Below are 26927 nucleotides of genomic sequence, written 5' to 3'. Positions count from 1 at the left end.
CTAGCGAAAGCAGGCTTCTCACGCCGCCTGCGGAATTGCGTCGTCGCCTTCGAACAATCGCTCCAGGTTGATGAAGCAGATCATGCCGTCAGCGTGTGTAATGATGCCCTCGCAGTATTGGCTGTCGAAGTTACTGAAAACCTGCGGCACCGGCTGAAGATGGTCGGAGGGGATCGAAAGCATGTCCGTCACATGATCCACCAACAGACCTATCGTGGTGTGGCCTGCTTCAACCACGACAATTGCGCTGCGTTCGGTTCTTTCTGCGGCCGGCATGCCAAGACGACGGGCCAGATCGATTGTCGGAATGACGTTGCCACGCAGATTGATCACGCCCAGCACGTAATCTGGAGAATTGGGGATCGGCATGGAAGCCGCCCATCCCCGGATTTCCCGTACAGCCGTCGTGCGAATGCAGAAGCTTTCCTGGCCCAGACGAAATGCAATGATCTCAAGTGCGTTGACGCCGATCGTCGTGCTCATCAAAATTCCTCCCAGTTTTCTTTCAGTGCTGCAGAACTGCCGCGCGTGTTGGCGACGCGGGCCATGGCGACCGGTGCAGATGCCGCCTTATCGTTGATGCGGATAACCTTCTGCTCACCGTTGCGATCAATCTTGAAAGCCAGGACCAGTTCACGCAGACCATGCGCTTCTTCAGAAAGCCGGTGGGTAGCCGCCGAGGATTCCTCGACCATGGCGGCATTCTGCTGCGTCACCTGGTCCATTTGGTTGACGGCGGTATTGACCTCGTTCAGGCCGGTCGACTGCTCGCGGGCTGCGGCGGCAATCGAATGGATGTGATCGTTGATGGATAGGACCTGTGTTTCGATGACCTTCAACGCTTCACCCGTTTTCTGGACGAGTTGTACGCCACCTGCCACTTCCGTTCCGGACTTGCCGATTAGGGTCTTGATATCCTTCGCAGCACTTGCCGAGCGTTGAGCAAGCTCACGCACTTCCTGCGCGACAACCGCAAAGCCCTTGCCTGCCTCGCCGGCGCGTGCAGCCTCGACACCCGCGTTGAGTGCCAGCAGATTGGTCTGGAAGGCGATCTCGTCGATGACGTTGATGATCTGGCTGATTTCTCGCGATGCATGCTCGATACGGCTCATGGCGGCGACGGCATTCCCAACCACCTGTCCCGATTGGTGAGCGCTGGCCTTGGCATCAGTCACCATCGAACTTGCTTCCTGCGCCCGCTCACTGGAATTGCGCACCACAGCCGTAATCTGGTCGAGTGCAGCAGAGGTCTCTTCAAGAGCTGCTGCCTGTTGCTCCGTCCGGCGGGACAGATTGTCCGTCGCATGGCGCAAATCGTTGGAGTTGTCGCTGATCAGCTCTGTCGTCTGGCGAACGCGGCGCATGGTCAGTTGCAGTTTGGCAAGCGAAGCATTGACGTTGCTCTGCAACTCGGCAAAGGCGCCCCTGAAGTCACCCTCCATCGTGCGCGTCAGATCGCCATCAGCAAGCGCGGAGATAACTTCGCGAACGCCGGTGACGCCCACTTCGACACTTGCCAAGAGTTCGTTGACATCAGCGGCAAAGCGATCAAGCGACGCGTCGTTGAAGCGCTTGTCGATACGTTGGCCGAAATCGCCGGCCACCGCTGCGGAGACGACAACTTTCATGCGCTCCTGCAGGTCCATGCTGTTGGCGCGGCTTGCGGCTTCTTCAGCATTCAGACGAGCAATCTCAAGGCCATTCTGCTTGAAGACTTCAACGGCACGGGCCATGTCACCGATTTCGTCGCGGGCAGAGGCCTGCGGAACCGCGATCGAGTAATTGCCGGCAGCAACTTCGGTGATCGCATTGGTCAACCGCGTGATGGGACGCGACAGATGCGCTCGGGAGATAAAGAGCCCAAGGCCCGTGCCCGCCACGATGCCAAAGCCTGTAAAGGTCAGGATCAGCCAGTTCATCTGCGAGCCGAACGTGTCCATCACCGCCGTGATATCATCAAGGCGCTTGCGGTCGGCGTTCACAATCGCATCAATGCTGGTTTGAAATGCAGTACGATTGGCACGGTTTGCGTCATTGTTACCCTGAATGTCTGCCTCTTTGGGGCTGACCTGGGAACCAAGGCGCACGGTCTCCATGCGGAATTTGCGGAATTCGGCAGCGCGTGCCTTCAATTGTTCAAATGTTTGTTTGTCCTCATCCAGCACCAGCGGCTGCCAGTTGGCGATCGTCTTGTCCATTTCGTCGAGGAAGCCGGACAGGTTCTTGCCGAATTTGGCGGCATCCTCCGTTGTATTCGCATGATAGATACCACGCGCTTCCATGACGACCGCCGTGACCAGGCGGTTCAGTCGTTCGCCGTAATAGGCGCGAGAGGCTGCGTGTGCGTAAACATCGCTTTGCTTGTCGAAGGCGTAATTGACGTAAAGCGCCATTGCGCCGATGACCACCGCCACCGCGCTCATGACCCCGACAATGATATTGATTTTTCCACGAATTCTCATCAGTGTGCCCTCATCTCGGCCTGAAGTAGAGCTCTCCGGACAATAGGGTCCAACATCCGCGGCTGCGTTTCAGCGCGGTTTCCGGAAGCAATATTTGAGATCTCGCCGCTCGCTGCATAAACCTGGGCTCCCCACCCCTGCTTGCAAACCTCAGTCGGCAACCTGCGCCAGGCCCGTTATCATTACGGCGATCGAGAAGCCCCCTCTCCTGACGCCCTAAAAATAGGACCAAGAGTCTAAATAAAGCTCAAAACGACGATTCAATTTTTCAGTATTCCCGAATTTTGTAATATTTCGCACGCTGGGGTATGCATTTTTTCTTCGCCCGATCCGATCGAAGCAACCTGAAGGCGTCAGCGATTGCGTAAGCTTGACCTCACCGAAAGACGGATGCATCACAATCAATGCAACCCCAACGGTTGCGTTGGAGACCCCTGATGCTCAAAAATCCTTTCAAGGCAGCCCTTGCCTCTCGCAAGCCACTCATTGGCCTTTGGCTCAACATGGCGGACGCCTACGCCGCCTCCATGGCAGGACAAGCCGGATTCGATTGGCTGGTGATAGATGGCGAGCACGGTCCCAATGATCTGCGCAGCGTGCTGCATCAATTGCAGGCGCTCGAATCTTCGCCCTCCTTTCCTGTGGTGCGCCTGCCCGTGGGCGAGAAATGGATGATCAAGCAGTTTCTCGATATCGGTGCGCAGACGCTGCTGATCCCGATGGTCGATACACGTGAACAGGCAGAAGCCCTGGTCCGAGCTGTTCGTTACCCGCCCTACGGCGAACGCGGAATGGGGGCGGCAGTCGCCCGCGCCTCTCGCTTCAATACCATCGACGACTATGCCCAGGCCGCCGATAGGGAAGTGTGCCTTCTCGTCCAGGCGGAGACCCGGCAAGCGCTGGAAAACCTGGATGCTATCCTTTCGGTGGATGGTGTCGATGGCGTGTTCATCGGTCCGGCTGATCTGGCCGCAGACATGGGGTTTGCCGGCCAGTTGGATGCAGAGCCGGTTCAGCAGGCGATAGAAGCCGCATTGGTCAAGATAACGGCTGCAGGCAAGCCTGCAGGCATCCTTACCTTTGATGAAAACCTCAACAAGCGCTATCTATCGCTCGGCGCGCAATTTGTTGCCGTGGGCGGTGACGTCACCGAGTTTGTGACCGCACTGCGCCGGTTGGCATCACGCTACGGTCGGGGTGTGGGTGCTGAGAACGGCAAAGGCTATTGAACGGCAAGCCACCTTTCAGAGTTCAAGAGACGCCGCATTGATGTCACAATTCGTTCAGCGACTGTTAAGCTTGCCGAGCGCATCTTCACGACAACGCGGCACCCTGATTGGCAGCCGTAGAAGAGGGATCGCCCTATGAAAAAGACATTGATCACAGCCATGACATTGGCACTGGTAGCGACCATGGGCACGGTGACCATTCCGGCTCCGAATGCAATGGCACAGGAATGGCGTCGTTACCCGCCACCGCCCGGCCCGCCTCCAGGTCCTCCGCCGCGCCGTCACCACAACAACACGGGCGCCGTTATCGCTGGCGGTCTCGCCGCTGGCGTCGTTGGTGGTCTTATTGGTGGAGCACTCGCTAATGGCGGCGGCCCTCGCTACATAGAAGAAGCACCGCCCCCGCCGAGTTGCTGGTATGAAGATCGGCGCGTCCGCAACGCCTATGACGGCGGCTGGCACATGGAAAGCGTCCGCGTTTGCGATTGACGTAGCCCTCAATTGAATATTTCAGACAGCCGGCTTCGTGCCGGCTGTTTTCGTTTATGGTCGCCAACCCCTTCCCGTTACGCGAGGGTGTGTTGCGCTTACCGATTGTTGAAGACATTCCGTTATCGTTCCGAACCGAAACGGCTTCTTACACCTGAAGCCAAGAGGACTGGCTCAGATGTCAACCACCGGCACCTATCGCGATTTCTTTGCAGCGCTGCGGCAACGCGAATCCGGTGGCAACTATTCCGTCGTCAACAAATACGGCTACGCAGGCGCCTATCAGTTCGGTGAGGCGGCGCTGATTGATCTCGGCTATGTCGCCAAGGACGGCAATTCCTACGACAATGTCTATTCCAAGGGCTTCCTTGGCAAGAACGGTATCAACTCGCTTGGCGATTTTCTGAACAACCCCTCGGAACAGGACACTGCTGCCGATCACTGGTTCACGCTGTTGTGGAACCGCATCCGCTACTATGATTTGGAATTCTATGCTGGCCAGACCTTGAACGGCGTGCTGCTCACCAAGACCGGTATGATTGCCGCGACGCATCTTCTCGGCACGCAGAAGCTGATCGACTTCGTGAAATCCGGTGGCGTCCTGTCGTCGGCGGATGCCAACGGCGCGACGCTGGTTGAGTACCTTCAACGCTTTGCCAGCTATGACACGCCGGCCAGCTTCATTGACAATCTCACAAAGAACAACACCTTCAAGGCGGGCAGCGGCAATGACGCCTTTGATGGCCGCGAAGGTATCGACACGGTCATCTATGATGGCGCTCGGGCGTCCTATACGGTGCGCCAGATCGCCGGCGTTGCCACGGTGACCTCAGCAACGACCGGTACGGACAAGCTCAGCAATATCGAGCGAATCCAGTTTGCCGACGGCACGTTGGCTCTCGACACGTCCGCCAATGCAGGGCAAGCCTATCGCCTCTATCAGGCCGCCTTCGACCGAACGCCGGATACAGGTGGCCTTTCCTTCTGGGTCAGGGCAATGGACAACGGCAAGTCACTGCTGGACGCTGCGCAAGGATTTGTGTCGGCCACCGAGTTTCAGGCGCTCTCTGGAGCCAATGTATCCAACCAGGATTTCGTCGGAAAGCTTTATGAACACGTTCTGCACCGCGCCGGCGAAGCAGGTGGCATGGCCTACTGGCTGGACCAACTGGCTCATGGCGCTTCAAAAGCCGAGGTGCTCATGAATTTTTCCGAGAGCGCGGAGAATATCGCTGGCGTCAGTGCCAGAATTGCAGATGGGATTTGGCTTGCGTGAAATAACACGCAAATAAGCGCCATCAAATTCAGAAGATGAAAATGGTGCCCCCGGCAGGGTTCGAACCCGCGACCCCCTGATTACAAATCAGGTGCTCTACCAACTGAGCTACAAGGGCGTTGGGCGGGGAATTACCACATCCTGTTCTGCTGTAAAGCGAAATCTGCTTTTTATCACAGGGATCATTCTCTTGAGGTGAGCGAGAACGGAACGTTTATCGCGACCTGCAGGCTTGTCCTTGCTTGAGATTATCGAGTACGAAAGCATGCTTATATGAGGGCGCCATGGTCGCGAACACAAAACGTCTTTCGTTTCAGGCGTCTCCGGCACCGGAGGCGCAGCATGCTTTCGAACAGTTGACGACCCTTTACGGTAACAGTTCCGTCGAAGACGCTGACGTCATCATTGCCTTGGGTGGCGATGGCTTCATGTTGCAGACGCTGCATCAGACCATCAACAGCGGCAAACGCATCTACGGCATGAATTGCGGCTCGGTCGGCTTTCTGATGAACGACTACCGCCTGGACGGTCTGTTCGAGCGAATCGACACTGCCGTCGAGAATGATTTTCATCCGCTGCAGATGAAGACCGTCAACGATGACGGTACAACATCCATCGCGCTTGCGATCAACGAGGTCTATCTGTTTCGCCAATCCTATCAGGCGGCGAAGCTGAAGGTAACAATCGATGGGCATGTGCGGCTGGAGGAACTGATTTGCGACGGCCTGATGATTGCGACTCCGGCGGGCTCCACGGCCTATAATCTTTCCGCCCATGGGCCAATCCTGCCCCTGGAAGCACCCCTGCTGGCCATGACGCCGGTCAGCGCCTTCCGCCCTCGCCGCTGGCGGGGCGCGCTTCTGCCGAACAAGGTCTGCGTGGATATCGAGATCCTCGAGCCCTCAAAACGCCCGGTCAACGCGGTTGCCGACAATACGGAAGTGAAGAGCGTGCTGTCAGTGCGAATCGCCCAATCGACCGATCGCACGGCGCGTATTCTTTCCGACCCCGATCACTCGTGGTCGGAGCGCATTCTCGCGGAACAGTTCAGCGACTGATCAATTACGGCGACCAAAGGCGCGCAGGAAGGTGCGTGTGGCATCAGCAGCCATGCGGTCAATTTCATGTTCCGGCGTCCTGCGCCCAAGCTGCTGGTCGATCCTGAGATCGGTTGCCAGAAGCGACATGTATTGGCGGGCGGCCAGTGCCGGATCGTCGAGTTCAAGATAGCCGGCAAGCGCCAGTTGCGCCAGGCGAGCAGCAACCGCCGGGTTTTTCTTGCCCGGCCCATATTCCTTCCAGGTCTCGAACAGCTCCGGGAAACGCGCGCCTTCCGTCTCCACCACCTTGCGTAACCAGCGGCCATTGGGATCACAGATTGCCTTGCGAAGAAGGCGAGCAGAAAAGTCCGTCAGCTCCTTCTCAAGATTTTCAGGTGCGACAGGAAAGGTGTCGAGGACCCGGAAAAATCCGGCGCTTGATCGATCGGTGATTTCCGACACGACCACCTTGAACAGATTATCCTTGTCGCCCAGTTGGTTATAGACTGTCTGTCGGGAAACCCCGGCCCTCGCCGCAATGGCATCAATGCTTGCGCCTGCAAAGCCTTCCTGCGCGAAAACATCGGCCGCGGCATTCAGGATCGCCTGACGCTTGTTCTGCGCCGGCGGCCAGGTGTCGAGCTCCGTCGCAAGTTCTGCTGTTGAATTTTTCATGACACTAACATACGACCCCTTGACGGATTGGACAATCGTGTCCAAAATATTTTACATGATCGCCAAGCCCCACGATCCACCGCTGGCTGGCTTTCATCTTTGCCCCCAAAATCGTCCTCGCCCTGCCGTAACACGACAGATGTGGTGACGGGAAAGGCTTTCTCCAAATGCAACGCAGAGCACCGTCACATGCCCTGACCCTGGGGCTGCTCTCCGCCATCGGGCTTTTCGCGCTCGACATGTATCTCCCCGCCTTGCCAACCATTGCCGCCAACCTCAAGGCCGACAGCCACGCGGTTCAGGCGAGCCTCATTTCCTTCTTTGCCGCCATGGCGGTCTCCCAGATCGTCTATGGCCCCGTATCCGACATGTTCGGGCGCAAACGTCCGCTCTATGTGGGACTCGTTCTCTACGGAATCGGCGCCATCGGCTGTGCGCTCTCCCCGTCTATCGGATGGTTGATCGCCTTCCGGTTCCTGCAGGGCATGGGTGCCTGTGCCGGGGTGGTCATCGGCCGGGCGATCGTGCGCGATCTGCACACCGGCGCCGCGGCAGCCCAACTGATGTCACGGCTGATGCTGGTCTTCAGCGTGTCACCCATCCTGGCACCCCTGGCTGGCAGCATCGTCACCGCTTTCGGAGACTGGCGACTGATCTTCCTGGTCATGGTCGCCGCCGGCCTGGTCGGACTGGTCGTTGCCATCTTCTTTCTTGAAGAAACCCGCCTGCCGTCGGCCCGCAGCCAAAGCAGCATCGCCGGTGCCCTGAACGCATATCGCACGCTGCTCAGCGACCCCTATTATCTGGGACTTGTCCTCATGGCAGCCTTCGGCATGTCCAGCTACATGATCTATGTGGCCAACTCCTCCTTCGTGCTGATCGAGCATTACGGCCTGTCGCCATCCTTCTACAGCGTCGTCTTCTCCTGCAATGCTGTCGCTTTTATCGGCATGTCACAGATGAATGGCTGGCTGGCGCGCAAGATCGGCCTACGCAAGGTGATTCGCGGCGCGGTCGCCGGCTATGCGACAATGATGGTGGCGCTCGCCTTCATTACCTCGCTCGGCATTGATCGCCTTGATGTCATGGCGGCCTTCCTGTTTTGCGGCTACGGCTTCCTGGGCATGATCATTCCCACTGCTGCCGTCCTTGCGCTGGAGCATCACGGACGTATTGCCGGCACAGCATCCGCCATGATGGGCACGATACAGTTCATCACCTCGGCCTTTGTCGTCGGGATCGGCGGCCTGTTCGTCGATGGCACGTCGCGGCCGATGGTGACCGTCATCGGACTTTGCTCAGTTGTCGTCTTCCTGCTGTCGATCGTCGTTCTACGGAGCCGGCAAGGTTCGCTGGCTGCCGCTGAGTAAGCTCATTCCCCTCAAAACAAGAACGGCCGGATCTCGCGACCCGGCCGTTTTCGATTTTCCTGTCAGGCGATCAATCGATATCGGAAACTGCGTCTGCCTTGCCGCTGATGCGATGAGCAAGCGCTGCTTCCATGAACTCGTTGATATCGCCATTCAGCACATCGTCGGGCGCGGTGCTTTCAACACCGGTGCGCAGATCCTTCACCAGCTGATAGGGCTGGAGCACGTAGGAACGGATCTGGTGACCCCAGCCGATATCGGTTTTGGAGGCCGCTTCGGCATTGGCCGCATCTTCGCGCTTCTTCAGCTCCTGCTCATAGAGACGAGCGCGCAACATGTCCCACGCCTTGGCGCGGTTCTTGTGCTGCGAACGTTCCTGCTGGCAGGCCACCACGATACCCGTTGGAATATGCGTGATACGCACAGCCGAGTCAGTGGTGTTGACGTGCTGACCACCGGCACCGGACGAACGATAGGTGTCGATGCGGCAATCGCTTTCATTGATCTCGATGTTGATCGTGTCATCAATGACCGGATAGACCCAGATCGACGAGAAGGACGTATGACGGCGTGCGTTGCTGTCATAGGGCGAAATGCGCACGAGGCGATGGACACCGGATTCGGTCTTCATCCAGCCATAGGCATTGTGGCCCTTGACGAGGATCGTCGCAGACTTGATGCCGGCTTCTTCGCCGTCATGCACTTCCAGCACTTCAACCTTGAAGCCGTTGCGTTCCGCCCAGCGGGTGTACATGCGCAACAGCATGCTGGCCCAGTCCTGGCTTTCAGTACCGCCGGCGCCGGAATGGACTTCCACATAGGTGTCGTTGCCATCAGCTTCGCCAGACAGCATCGCCTCGACCTGCAGCTTGCCGGACTCTGCCTTCAGGGCCTTCAGGGCTTCTTCGGCTTCGGTGACGATGCTCTCGTCGCCTTCTTCCTCGCCCATTTCGATCAGCTCGATGTTATCCTTCATCTGCTGTTCGAGGCGCTTCACGCCATTGATGCTTTCATCCAGTTGCTGACGCTCGCGCATCAGTTTCTGGGCTTCCTGGGCATCGTTCCAGAGGGTGGGATCCTCTGCCTTGTTATTCAACCAGTCCAGTCGTCTTATCGCCTGGTCCCAGTCAAAGATGCCTCCTCAGCAGGCTTATGGCCTGCTTGATTTCGTCGATTGCATTCAGTGTTTCGTTACGCATAGGTCTTCTTCTTGGTCCTCACGAAGGATGGGCCGTGCATAGTTGCGTTAGGCTCGGATGTAAAGCTTGAGTGGCCTTGGGCGGTCAGAACAGACCGCCCGCCCCCGATGTTACCGCCTGCTGTGCCTGCGGCGATGTCTTCAGGATTTCCTCGGGCTGAAGAACCTGCTCGCCAGCGCCGATGACGGAGAAGCTGGTGGCCGGGCCGGTGCCGGGCTTGAAGGCTTCCACGATGGTATCGGGATCGCCTTCCATGGCGGCCATGCCGGTCTTGCGGTTCACAGCCATCATGGTCATGCCCTGCGGCACTTGGAACTTGCTGGGCGCCGTCCGCTTGGCGGCATCCTTCAGGAAGTCACCGAAAATCGGCGCGGCAATCACGCCACCCGTACCACCGCGACCGAGAGGGGCCGGCGTGTCGAACCCAACGTAGAGGCCGGCGACCAGATCCGGCGTAAAGCCGACAAACCAGGCGTCCTTTTCATCATTGGTCGTACCGGTCTTGCCGGCGACCGGACGATCCTTGACGGGGATCTTGCCGGCGGCCGTGCCGCGCGTCACGACACCTTCCATCATCGATGTGATCTGGTAGGCAGTCATCGGGTCGAGAACCCGCTCGCGATTGTCCTGAATGTTCGGCTCGTCCTGGCGCGCCCAGTTGCTGAAATTGCAGCCGTCGCAGGTGCGCTCTTCATGACGGAAAATCGTCTTACCGTAGCGATCCTGAATGCGGTCAATCAACGTCGGCTTGATCTGCTTTCCACCGTTGGCAATGACCGAATAGGCGGAGACCATGCGCAGCACCGTGGTTTCACCGGCACCCAGCGACATGGAAAGCACCGGCAGCATCTTGTCGTAAATGCCGAAACGCTCGGCATACTGAGCGACAAGATCCATGCCCATGTCCTGCGCCAAGCGCACGGTCATGCGGTTGCGGGAATGTTCGATGGCAAAACGAAGCGTATTCGTGCCGCCGCCTTCACCTTCATAGTTGTCAGGGCGATAGACCTGGCCGCCAGAAACGATCTCCAGCGGATCATCGCTCAAAACGGAAGCCGGTGTATAACCGTTGTCCAGCGCGGCTGCATAGACGATCGGCTTGAAGGACGAGCCCGGCTGGCGCATGGCAAGCGTCGCGCGGTTGAATTCCGACTGGCCATAGGCAAAGCCGCCGACCATAGCGAGAACGCGGCCCGTATGCGGGTCCATCACCACCATGCCGCCCTGCACCTTCGGCGGCTGACGCAGACGGTAGGAGCCCTGCTTACCGGCAATTTGCTCCACGTAAACGACGTCACCAGGCCTTACGACGCCATCCGGTGCCTTCGCCGTCTTACCGGATTTTGCGTCGCGGTAAGACCATTTCATGTTGTCCGGCTCAATGCGGCCCGTCTCGCGCTGGTCCTCCAACTTGCCGTTGGCGCCCGGCTGGGGCTGCATGCCAAGATCAACGCCCTTGGCAGAGACGGCGGTCACGACGGCGAGACGCCATTCCGGCACGTCGCGCATGGCAGGGATCTTCGCAAGCTCCGGACCCCAGTCGCCGGCGACATTGATCTGCGCCACGGGCCCGCGGAAACCGCGGCGTTCGTCGTAATTGATCAGGCCTCGCTGAAGCGCATTGCGTGCCAGAAGCTGCAGGTCGGGATCGAGCGAGGTACGGACGGAAAGCCCGCCTTCGTAGAGCGCCTTGTCACCGTACTTGTCGATGATCTGACGGCGCACTTCGTCCGAGAAGAAATCCGATGCGAAAACGGAGGCACCCGAGCGGCGCAGCTTGACGCCGAGGGGCTGCTTTTTGGCTTCGGCCGCGTCACTGGTGGTGATGTAGCCGTTTTCCGCCATGCGGTCGATGACCCAGTTGCGGCGCTCAAGGGCAGCCTGCTCGTGGCGGATGGGGTGATAGTTCGCCGGGCCCTTCGGCAGCGAGGCCATATAGGCCGTCTCGGCAATCGTCAGTTCCGTCACCGGCTTGTCGAAATAGGTCAATGCGGCGCTTGCGATGCCGTAAGAGTTCAGGCCGAAGAAGATTTCGTTGAGATAGAGTTCAAGGATCTTGTCCTTGGAATAGGTCTGCTCGATGCGGAAGGAAAGAATGGCTTCCTTCACCTTGCGGTCGATGGTCTGGTCGGCGGAGAGAAGAAAGTTCTTCGCCACCTGCTGCGTGATGGTCGACGCACCTTCCGGACGGCGGCCAGAACCGAAGTTCTGGAGGTTGTTCAAAATTGCGCGGCCGAGACCCCAGGGGTCGATGCCCGGATGGGTATAGAAATTCTTGTCTTCCGCCGACAGAAATGCCGCCTTGACGCGGTCCGGGATAGCCTGGATGGGTAGGAACAGGCGGCGCTCGCGCGCATATTCCGCCATCAACGCGCCGTTACCCGCATGCACGCGCGTCGTCACCGGCGGCTCGTAGGACGCGAGCACTTCGTAGTTGGGCAGATCCCTGGATACGCCAGTCAGGTAAACGGCGCCGACAACCGCGGCGCCCAGAAAGAGCACGCAGGCCAGTCCAAAGAAATATCCAAGCAATCTGATCATATACAGCTACCGTCTTGGTGACATAGGCGCAAAACAAGCACCGTCTTATGCATCGAGGCGTTTTGCACGGCGGTCGGTTCCAGCGCAAGCCTGCGCAACTCCCTGCCGCCAGACTTCATCATCTATCCCCGCTTAAAGCCCTTAATGTGAGTAAAATAGGGCTTTCGCACTGATTTGATAGATCGCAACCCCTTGCCGCACCGCAAACAGCCAATCAACGGCCAAGTGTGGCCACATGATCACGTTTCGGAGAGATGGAAGCGGGATTAGCCACCCTTGGCAGCTGATTCGGTGCGGTAGCGCGTGACAGCAGCGGCGAGACGGTCCACCACCTTTTCCCGCCATTTCGGATCCTGGAGCTGCTTTTCGTCCTCTTCATTGGACAGGAAGCCAAGCTCCAGCAGGATTGATGGGATATCCGGTGCACGCAAGACCTGAAAGCCAGCCTGTCGATGCGGGTTGTTGATCAACCCAATCTGCCCCTCGAAAGATTTGACCACGCCCTCCGCCAGCGATGTCGAGAACGCCTGCGTTTCGCGACGCGCCAAATCGAGCAGGATGTCGGCCACCTCAGGCGGGCCGCTCTGGATGCTGAAGCCTGCCAATTCGTCGGAGAGGTTTTCACGCGCAGCAAGATTGGCCGCCATCTTGTCCGATGCGGTATCCGACAGCGTATAGACGGTGGCACCACGAATGTTTCGCTGCCCGAGAATATCCGCATGCAGCGAGATGAACAGATTGGCCCCACCCTGGCGCGCCAACGTCACGCGCTCGGAGAGCGACAGGAAGGTGTCGTCCTGACGGGTCAGGAACGCCTTTATCCCTTTTTGCTGGTTCAGATGCTCAACCAAAGCCTTGGCGAAGGCGAGCGTAATGTTCTTTTCCTGGACCTTGGTCGCGACGCCTGTCGCGCCTGCGTCGATACCGCCATGGCCGGCATCGACTGCCACAATGAATAGACCGTCACGAGACGGGGTCGCGGAATTGAGATTGGCTGGCGCTTCGATAGCAGCCTGGGTCCAGCTCTGCGATTTGACCAGCTCCGCGAAGGCCTGCGGCGTTGTCATCTCCGCATCCAGCACAAAGCGATAGCCGTGCCCCTCATTCGGCAGGACCTCAGCATGCACAAGCTTGACCGGTCGAATCGCTGTCAGCACAATACGTGCACTGCCTTCGTTCATCGTACCGTAGCGGATGTCCTTGAACAGGCCGCGTGGATTCAAGTCATGGGCCGGAAAGCCGAAGGCCGTGGCCGGAAGATCCACGATGATCCGTTCGGGCGAGGCAACGTAGTGGATCGAAAAGTCCGGCTTTCCATCGAAATCAATGACGATGCGAGTCCGCGCCTCGTCACCGGCGATGCGCGCGGCAAAAGCCAGAAGTTCCGACGATGCATTTTCCGAAGACGGTGCCGCCTGCGACGGCGCGTACTGAAACAGCATCACCATGCAGATGACGCACACGAGCAGCAGATGTCCGCCGGCATCGGAGATCCGGTCGCGCATTCTCATCGGCCAACCTGCGCGTGCAACGTTCTCGTCATGTCCCCTCACCGTCTTCGCCAAAGCCCGTTTGCGTGATTCTGGTACCCCCATGCAACAGATCGGCACGATGTTCCACCATCACTTCCGGCAATAGGCATGTAGCCTGCGATTGCCGCCTCGCTAAACCTGCAATTTGATCCATAATAAGGCAGATCAGGCTTTCCGCTTGCTATTGTGACAGATAAAACATACAAGGCTTATGAGGGTTTAAGCGTGACGGGATAGTCCGTCGATAGGCAGCCAGCATGTGTTCTGGCGCCATGGACCGGCAGACATCCGTCGTCGCTACGCTTGGCCTGAAACTCTATCCGATCCGGCAACGGCCGGGACAATACCGGATGGTTCGCCATCCATGCTCATCAGGAGCAAATTCATCGGGCCCCACAGGGGTCTATTGTATCGTCATTCTCGACTGGTTTTTGATGTTGCGGCACGAATTGCATAACCGGAACGATCTGAAGGGGCCAAGGGCTCATCAGTGCGTTTCGATGATGCCGCCACACCCCGTTCCAGCGAGAATTTTCTTATCCGGCGGAACGGACGCGAGACTCGATAGGACTGCCCCCTCGGCAGTATCCTCGGCACTTGCGCGTCGGCGCCGAGGAGCAGACATTCAATGGCAGACAGAATGCTTATCGACGCGTCTCACAAAGAGGAGACGCGCGTAGTCGTTGTCCGGGGCAACCGGATTGAAGAATTCGATTTTGAATCGCAACACAAGAAACAGATTCGCGGCAATATTTACCTGGCCAAGGTAACGCGAGTCGAACCGTCGCTTCAGGCCGCCTTCGTGGATTATGGTGGCAATCGCCACGGCTTTCTGGCCTTTGCGGAAATCCACCCGGATTACTATCAGATCCCCCTCGCCGATCGTCAGGCGCTTCTCCAGGCGGAAGCGGAAGAACAGCGTCACCATCCCGACCATGACCTTTCCGAACCTGTTGTCGATCTTGCTCAGCAGGACCAGCCGGATATTGGCATTGTCGCGCAGGTCGAAGCCGCGTTGGGCTCCGAAGCCGAACAGCCAGCCGTTTCCGAAGAGCCGGTAGTGGCCGCTGTCGAAGCTGAAGCAGCGCCTGCTGCCGAGGAAAAGCCGAAGGCAAAGCCACGCCGCACGCGCTCTCGCAAAAAGGCTGCTGAAGAAGCGCCTGCCGCAGAAGCTGCTGCTGAAACTGAGGCCACTGCCGATAGCGACGACGATAGTACACCTGGCCACATGGCTGCGTCCGTCGATACCGATTCGATCTCCGAAGACGTGATGGATCGTCGCCGGGACGATGACGACGACGATGATGATGACGATGACAACCACGAGAAGGAAGTCATCGAGTCGGTCGGCGCCGAAGACGCGATGGAAGAAGTTCCGGATCGCGTCTTCCGCAAGCCGCGCAAGCAGTACCGCATTCAGGAAGTCATCAAGCGCCGCCAGATCCTGCTGGTGCAGGTGGCCAAGGAAGAGCGTGGCAACAAGGGTGCAGCGCTCACCACCTACCTGTCGCTCGCAGGCCGCTATTCAGTGCTGATGCCGAATACGGCGCGTGGCGGCGGCATTTCCCGCAAGATCACCAATCCGACGGATCGCAAGCGCCTGAAGGAAATCGCCCGCGAACTCGAAGTTCCGCAGGGCATGGGCGTGATCCTGCGCACAGCCGGTGCAAACCGCACGCGTGTCGAAGTCAAGCGCGACTTCGAATACCTCATGCGCCTGTGGGAAAACGTCCGCACACTGACGCTGAACTCGATTGCGCCCTGCCTCGTCTACGAGGAAGGCTCGCTGATCAAGCGCTCTATCCGCGACCTCTACAACAAGGACATTTCGGAGATCATCGTATCCGGCGAAGACGGCTATCGTGAAGCGAAAGACTTCATGAAGATGCTGATGCCGAGCCATGCGAAGGTTGTTCAGCCCTACCGCGATCTGCACCCGATCTTTGCGCGTTCCGGCATCGAAGCGCAGCTCGACCGTATGCTGCAGCCGCAGGTGACGTTGAAGTCCGGCGGCTATCTCATCATCAACCAGACGGAAGCCCTGGTCGCGGTTGACGTCAACTCCGGCCGCTCGACGCGCGAACATTCGATCGAAGAGACAGCCCTGCAGACGAACCTGGAAGCCGCGGAAGAAGTCGCGCGCCAACTGCGTCTGCGCGACCTTGCCGGCCTCGTTGTCATCGACTTCATCGACATGGAAGAGAAACGCAACAACCGCGCTGTCGAGAAGAAGCTGAAGGATTGCCTGAAGAACGACCGCGCACGCATTCAGGTCGGCCGTATCTCGCATTTCGGTCTTCTGGAAATGTCGCGCCAGCGTATCCGCGCTTCGGTGCTGGAATCGACCACGCAGGTCTGTTCGCATTGCGGCGGCACAGGTCATGTGCGTTCGCAGTCCTCGATTGCTCTGCATGTGCTGCGCGGCATCGAAGAGCACCTGCTGAAGAACACCACCCACAACATTACTGTTCGCACGACGCCCGAGATCGCGCTCTACCTGCTCAACCACAAGCGCGGCACGGTCACCGATTACGAGAAGCGTTTCGGTGTGTCGATCTTCATCGAATCGGATGTCAGCATTGGTTCCAGCCACTTCGCGATTGATCGCGGCGAACCGGTGGAAAACCCTGTCAAGATCGAAAGCCTGATCCAGTTCGCGGCCATTCCTGTCGAAGACGAGGACGATGATATCGTTCCGGAACCGATGGACGAGGACGACGAAGAAGTCGCAGCGACCTCTTCGCAGCCGCAGGAAAGCGCGCGCAGTGATGAGGACCGTGAAGGCGGTCGCAAGCGCAAGCGTCGCCGCCGTCGTCGCAACCGCAATGGCGAGCGCAATGCTGAAGGCCAGGCGAACGACGCGCAGGAAAGCGATTCGGACGAGGATGATGACGGCGAAGAGGGCGATGACGAAGGCACTGTTGCTGCTGACGCTTCGTCCGAGATGGTCACCTCCGACAGCGAGGAATCGCAGCGCCGCAAGCGCCGTCGTCGCGGTAAGCGTGGCGGCCGCCGCAATCGGGGCGACGAAGAGACGTCTGTTTCGGCAAATGGCTCTGAAGAGAGCGATACCGAAGGTAATGACGACGGTGACGCAGAAGATGCGGTAAGCACCGAGGAGGTCGTCGCCGAGACGATCGAAACACCGGTTGTTGAAGCGGAACCTGCAGTGGTGGCCGAAGCAACTGAGCCCAAGGCGACCAAGCCGCGCCGTACGCGCCGTGGCAAGGCCTCCGCCGAGGCGGAAGCACCGGTTACCGAAGCACAGGTTGCCGAACCTGCACCTGCGGCTGAGCAGCCTGCCGAAGTGATTTCTGCCGCTGAACCGGCTGCCGAAGTCGTACCGGTCCAAGCTGAAGAGGCTGCGCCTGTTGCCGAGGCTCAGGACGACGAGGCCGGCAAGCCGGCCCGCGCTAACCGCGGCTCCAACATTTCCTCCTCCGCACCGGTGGTAACCTCCACGGCGCCGACCGAGGGTGATGGTCCGGATGGCGGACCAACCAAGCCAAAGAAAGCCGGCTGGTGGCAGCGCCGTGGCTTCCTGTAAGCAACGGACATCAACAATCGAGCAGCGGCCGCCCTTGTGCGGCCGTTTTGCTGTAAAGGCTATGGTCGTACCAAACGGAGATTTGAGTTTCGTTTTTTGCGCCGCAATGGCTAATTACGGCTCATATCGAATGGGCGACATTCTGACTGTGAGTCGGGCACGTACGCCCAGCAACCAAGATGACGGGGATATCTATGTCGAACTTCTTCAAAACGGCGACTGCCACACTCCTTGCCGGGGCCACGGCTCTGTCGTTTGCGGCCGTGCCTGCCCGCGCGCTGGATGACCAGCAGAAGAAGGAGATGGGGGCATTCATCCGCGAGTACCTGCTGGCCAACCCGGAGGTGCTGCTGGAGGTACAGGATGCTCTGGAGAAAAAGCAGCGGGACATGCAGATCTCCCAGGCCGCCAACGGCATCACGGCGCACAAGGAAGCGATCTTCTCCTCTCCGAGCGATATTACGCTCGGTAATCCCAAGGGTGACGTGACGATCGTCGAATTCTTCGATTACAACTGCACCTACTGCAAACGCGCCCTTGGCGACATGGACAAGATCCTCTCCAAGGACAAGCAGGTTCGCTTCATCCTGAAGGAATTCCCAATCCTTGGCCCGGATTCGGTTGCCGCGCACCGTGTTGCCAATGCGGTCAGGCTGATTGCGCCGGACAAGTATCCCACCTTCCATCGCGAACTCTTGGGCGGTGATGTGCGCGCCTCCGAGGAAACCGCGATCGAAGTCGCCACGGCTCTCGGCATCAAGGAGGCAGACATCCGCAAGTCGATGGAAGACCATCCGAACGACAAGGATGTGAAGGCAACCTACGAGCTTGCCAACAATCTCGGCGTGACCGGCACGCCCTTCTACGTCGTCGGCAATGAGGCCGTCTTTGGGGCTGTCGGCTACAATGAACTGTCCGGCAAGATTTCCAACATCCGCGCCTGCGGCAAGGCAAGCTGCTGAGGAACGTCATCGCGATTCACCTAAACCCCGGTTATGCACGGCTTTCGTGGCTTGGGCCTTTCCCTTGACCGCTCGACAGTCTATAGGTGGCGCTGATTTTTTGACGGAAACTCCATGAGCAAGACGATCTTTGTTCTGAACGGCCCGAACCTGAACATGCTTGGCAAGAGAGAGCCCGGCATCTATGGCGGCAAGACGCTGAAGAACATCGAAGCCGATTGCATCGCCGCAGGAGACCGGCTTGGCTTCACTGTTGATTGCCGACAGAGCAATCACGAAGGCTCGCTGGTCGATTACCTTCACGAGGCGGATGACAAGGCAGTGGGCGTGGTAATTAATCCCGGTGCCTATGGCCACACGTCAATTGCCTTGCATGACGCGATCCGGGCCATTTCGGTGCCCGTAATCGAAGTTCATATTTCCAACATCCACGCGCGCGAAGAGTTTCGTCACAAGTCGATGATCGCACCGGCTGCCAAAGGCATGATCTGCGGATTGGGACCTCACGGCTACATTCTGGCGATCGAAGCCCTCAGTGGCATCACCACCAAAGAACAACAGCAGAAATAGGTTGACCATGTCTGAGAAGAAGAACGGTATTGACAAGGGGTTGATCCGCGATCTGGCGAACATCCTCAAGGATACCGACCTGACGGAAATCGAAGTCGAGCAGGACGACCTGCGCATTCGCGTCTCCCGCACCATTCCGGCTCCGCAATACGTGCAGGCTGCCGCGGCTCCCGCTTACGCCGCAGCGCCCGCCGCTGCTGCTCCGGCCGCTTCCGCCATTGCGGCCCCTGCTGCTGACGCACCGAAGGACCGCGCCAATGCCGTGACGGCCCCGATGGTTGGCACCGTCTATCTGTCGCCGGCACCGGGCTCGCGTCCCTTCATCGAAGTGGGCGCGACCGTCAAGGAAGGCCAGACGCTTCTCATCATCGAAGCCATGAAGACCATGAACCAGATCCCGGCCCCGCGTTCGGGCCGTGTCACGGAAATCATTGTCAACGACGCGCAGCCGGTCGAATATGGCGAGCCGCTGGTCGTGATCGAATAAGGCAGGTTCATGATCTCCAAGATTCTCATTGCCAACCGCGGGGAAATTGCCCTTCGCGTGCTGCGCGCCTGTAAGGAACTCGGCATCGCGACCGTTGCCGTTCACTCGACGGCTGATGCCAATGCCATGCATGTGCGGCTTGCGGACGAAAGCGTTTGCATCGGCCCGCCGCCCTCGCGTGACAGCTATCTGAATATCCACCAGATCGTTGCAGCCTGCGAGATCACCGGTGCCGATGCGGTTCACCCGGGCTATGGCTTCCTTTCGGAGAACGCCAAGTTCGCTGATATCCTGGATGCACATGGCATCACCTTCATCGGGCCGACGGCGGAACATATCCGCATGATGGGCGACAAGATCACCGCGAAGCAGACAGCTGTGGCGCTGGGTATCCCAGTCGTTCCCGGTTCCGACGGCGAGGTGACGCCTGAGAATGCGCTGGAAACCGCGCGCAAGATTGGCTTCCCGGTGTTGATCAAGGCAACCGCCGGCGGCGGTGGTCGCGGCATGAAGGTGGCGAAGACGGAAGCGGACCTGGAAGAGGCGTTCAACACCGCCCGTTCCGAAGCCGCCGCTGCCTTCGGCAACGACGCCGTCTACATGGAAAAGTACCTCGGCAAGCCGCGCCACATCGAAGTGCAGGTGGTCGGCGACGGCGAAGGCAATGCGATCCATCTTGGCGAACGCGATTGCTCGCTGCAGCGTCGTCACCAGAAGGTCTGGGAAGAGGCGAACTCCCCTGCCCTGAACGTCGAGCAACGCATGAAGATCGGGCAGATCTGCGCCGACGCCATGAAGAAGATGAAGTACCGCGGCGCCGGTACCATCGAGTTCCTCTACGAGAACGGCGAGTTCTATTTCATCGAAATGAACACCCGCCTGCAGGTGGAGCACCCGATTACCGAAGCGATCACCGGCATCGACCTCGTGCATGAGCAGATCCGCGTCGCCTCCGGCGCCGGCCTGTCCGTGACCCAGGAGGAGATCCACTTCTCCGGCCACGCCATCGAATGCCGCATCAATGCGGAAGACCCCCGTACCTTCGTTCCCTCGCCGGGTACGATCACGCATTTCCATGCACCGGGCGGTCTTGGCGTGCGCGTGGATTCGGGCGCCTATGCGGGCTACAAGATCCCGCCTTACTATGACAGCCTGATCGGCAAGCTCATTGTACACGGCCGCACGCGCGTTGAATGCATGATGCGTCTTCGCCGTGTTCTGGACGAGTTTGTCGTCGACGGTATCAAAACCACATTGCCACTGTTCCAGGATCTGGTGTCCAACCAGGACATCGCCAACGGCGACTATGACATCCATTGGTTGGAGAAGTATCTGGCCGACGAAAAGGCTCAAGGATAGACATGGCAGGGCGACGCGGCAGATATTATCCAGCTATAACACCGGATATTCTGCTGCGCGCCTATTCCATCGGTCTGTTTCCGATGGCCGAAGCAGCAGACGACCCGGAGATATTCTGGGTCGAGCCGGAAGTCAGAGGGGTCATCCCTCTTGATAATTTCCACGTGTCCAAAAGCCTGAAGAAGGCGATCCGCCAGCGCCCCTTCGACATCAGGGTGAATACCGCATTCGAGGCAGTCATGGCCGGTTGCGCTGAAGAAGCGCCAGATCGCCCCTCCACTTGGATCAACGTCACCATTCGCCAACTCTATGCCGAGCTGCACCGCATGGGCCATGCGCACAGCGTCGAGGCCTTCGAGGATGACGCGCTCGTGGGCGGGCTTTATGGCGTTTCACTGGGGGCTGCCTTCTTCGGCGAAAGCATGTTCTCTCGCCGCACCAATGCCTCGAAGATCTGTCTCGTGCACCTGGTCGAGCGGCTGAACGAGCGGAAGTTCCGCCTTCTCGATACGCAGTTCACCACCGATCACCTGAAAACCTTCGGCGCGATCGACGTGCCGAAGGAGGACTATCTGGTCATGCTGAAAGAGGCACTTGCGCCGCCGTACCGCAGCTTTGCCGATCGGTCGATCATCACCGGCTAATCCAACGCCTTTCGCTTGCAGACCCCTCTCTTCCCCTAATGCATAGCCATCACGGGTTTACTGAGCTTTCTACGGGCGGATTCGAACCGGGCTTTCAACTTGAGGAACTGCACTTCAATCAGATGGAAAGATGCCACCGCAAGCGCGACGGTCATACCCAACCCGCATCCCCACCGAGCGATAGACACACCGTGATCACCAACCGCGGCCTCATTCATCTTCAGGGCGAAGAGCACCGGGTAATGATAGAGGTATAGACCGTAAGAGATCTTTCCAACATAACGTAAAGGTGGGTAATCCAGTCCACGGCGGATCACGGCGGGCGCTGGACCGCTGCCAAGAGCAACAAGCGCCAGCACCGCTGTACTGACCAGCCCAAAGCCGACAATTGCAAGAACCCAATACAGCCCCTCAGGGGGGATGACCCCAGCTGCCCGTGCCAGAATGGCCGTCACCAGAATTGCAGTCCCTGCGCCCAGCAGCTGAAGGCATCTGGCTCCAGAAAAAGAAAAGCCTTCCGATTCTGAAAACGCCAAATATCCACCGAGCGACAATGACAGCATTCTGGTTGCCGAAGACATATAGATTAGATCATCGGCGAGCGGTCCGCTGAAGTTCAGCGCGAACAAACTTCCGGCGAGTACGGCCAAAGCCGGCACAAGGATGGCTGTGATGAGCCTGCCGGACCTCATTGGAATCGCACTGATCAAGAAGGGCCACGCGAGATAAAACTGCTCCTCGACGGACAGTGACCATGTATGCTCCATGGCATGTGGAGCGGGATAGAAAGGATGATAGAGATTGAATGTATAGGTGGATAAACTAAGAATTTCTGATTGCGAAAAGCCGAAGAAGGCAGCGGAAACCAACAGGCACAAGATATAAATCGGGACGATCCTGATCGTCCGCTTGATGTAAAACGAGCCCAGTTGAATGTGCCCGGTCTCGCGCTTCTCGTTGATCAAAATCCGCGTAATCAGAAAACCGCTGAGCACAAAAAATAGATCGACGCCAAGTGTTGAAAGCCGCAACGCGTGGACAAGCCTGTTCAACAAAGCCGAAAAAGGCACCCCCTCGATCGCGGGAAAATGCGCCAGCAACACGGCAACTACTGCGATCGCCCTCACTCCATCAAGAGCCGGAATCCTCTTTACCGTGTTCATCGCCCTGCGTCTTCCGTTAACAAAACGTAAACACGCTAGTCCTTTTTCAGGCACCAACAACCAAAACGTCAGGGAATGGTTAACCCGTCCGGGAGCAACAGAATGCGCTCTCGCGGAGGTAGGCAGGGTTTTTGAGACTATTTTATCAGCCTGCGATTACTTCGCAGCGGGTGCCGGTACGTCGGACTTCTGCTTGCAGCCCGTCAGCCAGACGTCATAGATCGGATGCTCGACAGCGTTGAGACCGGGGCTATCTGCAAACATCCAGCCGGTAAAGATGCGGCGGATCTTGCGGTCGAGCGTAATTTCGTCGACCTCCACGAAACTGTCGATCTTCTGCGCCTCGCTGTCGTCACGCGAATAGCAGACCTTCGGCGTCACCTGCAGGGCGCCATACTGCACAGTCTCGTTGATATAGACGTCGAATTTGGTGATACGGCCGGTGATCTTGTCGATGCCGGCAAATTCCGCCACCGGGTTTTCGATGCGGGCCGCGAATGCCTGCCCGGCAGACAAGGCCAAGGCACCGCAAAATGCTGCGGACAGGACGGTCTTGGAGATCAACGGCTTCGGCATCAACGTCTCGCGGCTGTGTTTCCCGTTCCGGACGATGCCCGGAACAGAGACGCGTTAGAGCGCGATTGTGGCGTCAACGCGGAAAAGGCCATCAGCACCGATCAGGCGCCGGGCGTCCAGGCGTCGTAATCGCCGGTGACACGCGGGCGCTCGCCCGTTGCATCCAGCGAGCCTTTCGGCTTGTAGGCCAGTGCCGTACCCGTCAGGTTTTCGTGATGCGGCTTCTGCCACTCGCGAACTGTGTAGCTTTCCTTGCTCGGCGGAACATCCGTGCGGTAGTGCATCCAACCGTGCCAGCCTGGCGGGATAGCAGAGGCTTCCGCGTAGCCTTTATAGATGACCCACCGGCGAGGCAGGCCGAAGGAGGTCGTGCCGCCTTCGTAATAGACATTGCCGAACTCGTCTTCGCCAACGCGCTTACCGTTGCGCCAGGTAAAGAAGCGGGTCCCGATCGTCTGACCGTTCCACCAGGTAAAGATTTGAAGGAGGAGATTCTTCATAATTTTCCAACGTCCTCGCGAAGACAAGGAATGCAATCCTTGAACCTGCTTATGCTATCTCATCGGTCGAATGTCCAGCCTTTCGCAAGCCGGCCACTACTATTTGAGCGGCATCTTGAAACCTGCATGGGACTTTACAAACCCCAGCCGCTCGTAGAACCTGTGGGCATCGGTGCGGGCATTGTTGGAGGTGAGATATGCCGCCTTGCAGCCATGCCGGCGCCCCTCCTCCAAGGCATGCGTAATCATTTTTGCGCCGATCCCCTGCCCGCGACGATCGGACCGCGTTTGCACCGCCTCGATCCGCAGATTGACCGCACCACGGCCCGCAAGGGTTCTATAATAGGTGAGCTGGAAGGTGCCGACCACCTCACCCTGCAATTCCGCAACGAACAATTGCTCGTGGCTCGCCGTGTCGATTGAGTGAAAGGCACGCAGATAATCTTCGAAGGCTTCCGGGTCGTTCGTATCGCCATGGCCGCCGACGGCATCATCGGCAAATAACGCAACCAGATTTCGAAGATCGTCTTCCCGTGCACGACGAATCACGAGGTTCTGTCCGGTCATCTCACTTGCTCCTCCGTGCGTCGCGGCATGCCGCAAGAGCCGGTGGCGCCCATTCAGAGCGCCAGCGGCTTTTCCATGATGACGGCTTCGATACCGCTATCACCACCGCCGCAATTCTTGGTGCGGTCCACCTCAACGAAGCCGAGACGGTTATAGAAGGATATGGCGCGCACATTCTTCAGCTCAACCTCGAGCCGCATGAGTTCCGCATCCGGGAAGCAGGTTTCAAGCTCTGCGAAGATATCGCGGCCGATGCCCATGTTCTGGAAGCTCGGATGCACATAGAGCTGGTGCAGGACAGCGGTCTTGGTCATCTTCTCCGACATGGCCGCGTATCCCATGCCGCCAAGCTGGCGGCCGTCGTCAGCCACCAGAAATTCGCCATCCTTGCGCAGAATGCGGGAGCGAATCGCATCCGGCGTATGCCAGGCAGCGATCAACTCGCCGACCTTGGCTTCGCCATAGAAGGGAACGTAGGTCGCAACCCACGTTTCCCGGAGCAAGGTTCGCACTGCCTCGACATCCCGCTCGCTGGCGGTGCGGACGAAGAATACCATCGGCGTCTCCTGAAGGGTCTTCTTGCGAAGACCGCCTCCTTATTCGTCTTCGATGCCGAGCTTGGACTTCACCAGCGCCTGCACAGCCTGCGGATTGGCCTTGCCGCCCGTCGCCTTCATGACCTGACCCACGAACCAGCCGGCCAGCGTGGGCTTTGCCTTGACCTTGGCGACCTGATCCGGGTTGGCGGCAATGATGTCATCCACGGCCTTTTCGATGGCGCCGGTATCGGTCACCTGCTTCATGCCGCGGGCTTCGACGATCTCGGCCGGATCACCGCCCTCGTTGAAGACGATCTCGAACAGGTCCTTGGCGATCTTGCCGGAGATAATTTCGGCCTTGATGAGGTCGATGATCCCACCGAGCTGGGCGGGTGAAACCGGAGTCTCTTCAATGCCTTTGCCGGCTTTGTTCAACGCCCCTAGCAAGTCGTTGATGACCCAGTTGGCTGCCGTCTTGCCGTCACGGCCTTCCGCCACGGCTTCGAAATAATCGGCAATCGCCTTTTCGGAGACGAGAACGGAGGCATCGTAGATGGACAGGCCGAGTTCCGCCACGAAACGCGCCTTCTTGTCGTCCGGCAATTCCGGCAGATGCGCCTTCAACTCGGCCACGAAGGCATCGTCGAATTCCAGTGGCAGCAGGTCCGGGTCCGGGAAATAGCGGTAATCCTGCGCGTCCTCCTTGGAGCGCATCGAACGCGTTTCACCCTTGCCCGCATCGAACAGGCGGGTTTCCTGCTCAATGGTGCCGCCCTCTTCCAAGATGGCGATCTGGCGGCGCGCTTCATATTCAATCGCCTGACCGATGAAGCGAATGGAATTGACGTTCTTGATTTCGCAGCGCGTGCCGAAGGGCTCGCCCGGGCGGCGTACGGAGACGTTGACGTCAGCGCGCATGGAGCCCTCGTCCATGTTGCCGTCGCAGGTGCCGAGATAGCGCACGATGGAGCGCAGCTTCGTCATATAGGCCTTGGCTTCGTCAGACGAGCGCATGTCCGGCTTGGAGACGATTTCCATCAGCGGCACGCCGCAACGGTTCAAGTCGACGAAGGACATGGTCGGATGCTGGTCATGCATCAGCTTGCCGGCGTCCTGCTCCAGATGCAGACGCTCGATGCCGATCTCGATATCCTCGAATTGGCCCTGGCGGTCCGGACCGAGCGAGATAACGATCTTGCCCTCGCCGACGATCGGATCCTTGTACTGGGAGATCTGATAGGCCTGCGGCGAATCCGGATAGAAGTAGTTCTTGCGATCGAAGATCGAGCGGTTGTTGATCTGTGCCTTAAGGCCGAGACCCGTGCGCACAGCCTGCTTGACGCACTCCTCGTTGATGACGGGCAGCATGCCGGGCATGGCCGCATCCACCAGGGACACGTTGGAATTTGGCGCCTTGCCGAATTCAGTGGAAGCACCTGAGAAGAGCTTGGAATTGGACAGGACCTGCGCGTGCACTTCCATGCCGATAATCACTTCCCAGTCGCCAGTGGCGCCGGGGATGAAACGCTTCGGATCGGGGGTACGGACGTCGACAAGGGTCATTGGTAATTGCTCTTCATACGGTCGTTCGAATGTCCGTCAGGTAGAGCAAATGTGGCGGAGGCGCAAGCTTTGCTGCCCGGTTGCGGGCTCAGAATTCAGAGCCGTACCCGTCAGCCTCTTCCGTCACTAGATGTTTTGCCAGACCGACGGACTGCACATCCTGATCGAGCTTCGGCGAATAGGAAACAGAGAGCCAGCTGACGCGGTAGCCATGTTTCTCGAAAAACTGGACGGCGCTTGTGTTCTGAGCGTGGGTTTCCAGCCTCGCCTCCTCAAATCCCTGGTCGCGGATCTGCGTTTCGATATCCGCCAGCAGCGCAGAGCCAACCCCCTGGCGAAGAAAATCCGGATCGACCCAGAAGTCGGTTATCTTCTCGTCCAGGCCCTCGCGCGCGGCCCAGCCCACCACATCTCCATTCAGGTCAGCGACCGAAATTGTCAGCCAGGCATTTTGGGTAAACCCGGCAAAGGCGTTCAGCGCATTTTCCCTTAGATCCGACCGAGTGCCGATCGGCTCCATGGCCTGTTCCCAGGCACGCAAGCCGATATCAGTCAGTTTGGCTGCCTCGTCTTCACGAGCAATGCGGATTGTCAGCATGGCGGTCCCGGTTTCCCCTGCGGCTATCACACCACGAGC

23 protein-coding genes, 1 tRNA gene and 1 pseudogene are annotated in these 26927 nt (G+C 58.6%); 11 read left to right on the top strand and 14 right to left on the bottom strand.

Translation table 11 applies throughout. The annotated features are described in order from the left end of the window. Window positions 1-18: 18 nt before the first annotated feature. Window positions 19-483, bottom strand: coding sequence for a chemotaxis protein CheW (locus tag Q2T52_RS07285; protein ID WP_302075977.1), 465 nt, complete (start codon window positions 481-483; stop codon window positions 19-21). Next, on the bottom strand, window positions 483-2462 hold the full coding sequence (locus Q2T52_RS07280) for a HAMP domain-containing methyl-accepting chemotaxis protein (RefSeq protein ID WP_302075976.1): 1980 nt from the start codon (window positions 2460-2462) through the stop codon (window positions 483-485). Before Q2T52_RS07280 ends, Q2T52_RS07285 begins: the two co-directional genes overlap by 1 nt. 437 nt (window positions 2463-2899) lie before the next feature. Here Q2T52_RS07280 and Q2T52_RS07275 point away from each other — a divergent pair, with 437 nt between their 5' ends. The 3 genes from Q2T52_RS07275 (at window position 2900) to Q2T52_RS07265 (ending at window position 5456) form a co-directional block, all read left to right on the top strand. After that, window positions 2900-3691, top strand: coding sequence for an HpcH/HpaI aldolase/citrate lyase family protein (locus Q2T52_RS07275; protein ID WP_302075975.1), 792 nt, complete (start codon window positions 2900-2902; stop codon window positions 3689-3691). Window positions 3692-3826: 135 nt separating this feature from the next. Further along, on the top strand, window positions 3827-4180 hold the full coding sequence (locus Q2T52_RS07270; RefSeq protein WP_302075974.1) for a hypothetical protein: 354 nt from the start codon (window positions 3827-3829) through the stop codon (window positions 4178-4180). A gap of 178 nt (window positions 4181-4358) precedes the next feature. Then, a complete protein-coding gene (locus tag Q2T52_RS07265; RefSeq protein WP_302075973.1) occupies window positions 4359-5456 on the top strand; it encodes a DUF4214 domain-containing protein in 1098 nt (365 codons plus the stop codon). 42 nt (window positions 5457-5498) lie between these two features. Here Q2T52_RS07265 and Q2T52_RS07260 read toward each other — a convergent pair. Continuing rightward, a tRNA-Thr gene (locus Q2T52_RS07260) sits at window positions 5499-5574 on the bottom strand. A 100-nt stretch (window positions 5575-5674) separates the two neighbouring features. On the opposite strand from Q2T52_RS07260, the pseudogene Q2T52_RS07255 reads away from it, so the two are divergent. Further along, window positions 5675-6514, top strand: a pseudogene (locus tag Q2T52_RS07255) (NAD kinase); the annotation flags it as partial. On the opposite strand, the gene Q2T52_RS07250 reads toward Q2T52_RS07255, so the two are convergent. After that, the gene (locus tag Q2T52_RS07250; protein ID WP_302075971.1) at window positions 6515-7171 is read right to left on the bottom strand and encodes a TetR/AcrR family transcriptional regulator; all 657 of its coding nucleotides are present in this window, start codon (window positions 7169-7171) and stop codon (window positions 6515-6517) included. A gap of 167 nt (window positions 7172-7338) precedes the next feature. On the opposite strand from Q2T52_RS07250, the gene Q2T52_RS07245 reads away from it, so the two are divergent. Further along, a complete protein-coding gene (locus Q2T52_RS07245) occupies window positions 7339-8541 on the top strand; it encodes a multidrug effflux MFS transporter (protein ID WP_302075970.1) in 1203 nt (400 codons plus the stop codon). A 70-nt stretch (window positions 8542-8611) separates the two neighbouring features. Here Q2T52_RS07245 and prfB read toward each other — a convergent pair. From prfB to Q2T52_RS07230, 3 genes are all read right to left on the bottom strand, one after another. Continuing rightward, window positions 8612-9740, bottom strand: a protein-coding gene (gene prfB, locus Q2T52_RS07240) for a peptide chain release factor 2 (protein WP_302075969.1) whose coding sequence is annotated in 2 segments (ribosomal slippage) — window positions 8612-9670 and window positions 9672-9740 — 1128 coding nt in all. Because the reading frame shifts where the segments join, the coding sequence is not laid out codon by codon here. A gap of 84 nt (window positions 9741-9824) precedes the next feature. Continuing rightward, a complete protein-coding gene (locus tag Q2T52_RS07235) occupies window positions 9825-12281 on the bottom strand; it encodes a penicillin-binding protein 1A (RefSeq protein WP_302075968.1) in 2457 nt (818 codons plus the stop codon). A gap of 266 nt (window positions 12282-12547) precedes the next feature. After that, the gene (locus tag Q2T52_RS07230) at window positions 12548-13723 is read right to left on the bottom strand and encodes an N-acetylmuramoyl-L-alanine amidase (RefSeq protein WP_302076063.1); all 1176 of its coding nucleotides are present in this window, start codon (window positions 13721-13723) and stop codon (window positions 12548-12550) included. Window positions 13724-14441: 718 nt separating this feature from the next. Here Q2T52_RS07230 and Q2T52_RS07225 point away from each other — a divergent pair. The 6 genes from Q2T52_RS07225 (at window position 14442) to aat (ending at window position 21382) form a co-directional block, all read left to right on the top strand. After that, the gene (locus tag Q2T52_RS07225; RefSeq protein WP_302075967.1) at window positions 14442-17360 is read left to right on the top strand and encodes an Rne/Rng family ribonuclease; all 2919 of its coding nucleotides are present in this window, start codon (window positions 14442-14444) and stop codon (window positions 17358-17360) included. Between the two features lie 194 nt (window positions 17361-17554). Next, window positions 17555-18322 carry a DsbA family protein gene (locus Q2T52_RS07220; protein WP_302075966.1) on the top strand — a complete coding sequence of 256 codons (768 nt, stop codon included), beginning with the start codon at window positions 17555-17557 and terminating at the stop codon, window positions 18320-18322. A gap of 114 nt (window positions 18323-18436) precedes the next feature. Next, entirely contained in the window at window positions 18437-18892 is a 456-nt protein-coding gene (gene aroQ / locus Q2T52_RS07215; RefSeq protein WP_302075965.1) for a type II 3-dehydroquinate dehydratase, read from the top strand. A 7-nt stretch (window positions 18893-18899) separates the two neighbouring features. Continuing rightward, window positions 18900-19379 carry an acetyl-CoA carboxylase biotin carboxyl carrier protein gene (gene accB, locus Q2T52_RS07210; protein ID WP_302075964.1) on the top strand — a complete coding sequence of 160 codons (480 nt, stop codon included), beginning with the start codon at window positions 18900-18902 and terminating at the stop codon, window positions 19377-19379. 9 nt (window positions 19380-19388) lie between these two features. Further along, window positions 19389-20738 (top strand): acetyl-CoA carboxylase biotin carboxylase subunit, encoded by a 1350-nt coding sequence (accC, locus tag Q2T52_RS07205; protein WP_302075963.1) that lies wholly within the window; start codon window positions 19389-19391, stop codon window positions 20736-20738. Window positions 20739-20740: 2 nt separating this feature from the next. Further along, complete coding sequence (aat, locus tag Q2T52_RS07200; protein ID WP_302075962.1) at window positions 20741-21382, top strand: leucyl/phenylalanyl-tRNA--protein transferase; 642 nt, start codon at window positions 20741-20743, stop codon at window positions 21380-21382. 35 nt (window positions 21383-21417) lie between these two features. Here the strand turns inward: aat and Q2T52_RS07195 are convergent, their stop codons facing one another. From Q2T52_RS07195 to Q2T52_RS07165, 7 genes are all read right to left on the bottom strand, one after another. Continuing rightward, window positions 21418-22545, bottom strand: coding sequence for an acyltransferase family protein (locus Q2T52_RS07195; protein ID WP_302075961.1), 1128 nt, complete (start codon window positions 22543-22545; stop codon window positions 21418-21420). A 156-nt stretch (window positions 22546-22701) separates the two neighbouring features. Continuing rightward, on the bottom strand, window positions 22702-23121 hold the full coding sequence (locus tag Q2T52_RS07190) for a DUF2155 domain-containing protein (RefSeq protein WP_302075960.1): 420 nt from the start codon (window positions 23119-23121) through the stop codon (window positions 22702-22704). A 101-nt stretch (window positions 23122-23222) separates the two neighbouring features. Beyond that, the gene (locus tag Q2T52_RS07185) at window positions 23223-23621 is read right to left on the bottom strand and encodes an NADH:ubiquinone oxidoreductase subunit NDUFA12 (protein ID WP_302075959.1); all 399 of its coding nucleotides are present in this window, start codon (window positions 23619-23621) and stop codon (window positions 23223-23225) included. A 99-nt stretch (window positions 23622-23720) separates the two neighbouring features. Further along, window positions 23721-24188 carry a GNAT family N-acetyltransferase gene (locus tag Q2T52_RS07180; protein ID WP_302075958.1) on the bottom strand — a complete coding sequence of 156 codons (468 nt, stop codon included), beginning with the start codon at window positions 24186-24188 and terminating at the stop codon, window positions 23721-23723. A gap of 53 nt (window positions 24189-24241) precedes the next feature. Next, entirely contained in the window at window positions 24242-24745 is a 504-nt protein-coding gene (locus Q2T52_RS07175; protein ID WP_302075957.1) for a GNAT family N-acetyltransferase, read from the bottom strand. Between the two features lie 39 nt (window positions 24746-24784). Beyond that, complete coding sequence (gene gatB, locus Q2T52_RS07170; RefSeq protein ID WP_302075956.1) at window positions 24785-26290, bottom strand: Asp-tRNA(Asn)/Glu-tRNA(Gln) amidotransferase subunit GatB; 1506 nt, start codon at window positions 26288-26290, stop codon at window positions 24785-24787. 88 nt (window positions 26291-26378) lie between these two features. Next, window positions 26379-26888: a GNAT family N-acetyltransferase gene (locus Q2T52_RS07165; RefSeq protein ID WP_302075955.1), complete on the bottom strand. Its 510-nt coding sequence runs from the start codon at window positions 26886-26888 to the stop codon at window positions 26379-26381. Between the last annotated feature and the right edge of the window lie 39 nt (window positions 26889-26927).

The organism is Rhizobium oryzicola (assembly GCF_030504645.1).
Lineage (GTDB): Bacteria > Pseudomonadota > Alphaproteobacteria > Rhizobiales > Rhizobiaceae > Neorhizobium > Neorhizobium oryzicola.
This window is presented reverse-complemented; position numbering and strand designations above follow the sequence as displayed.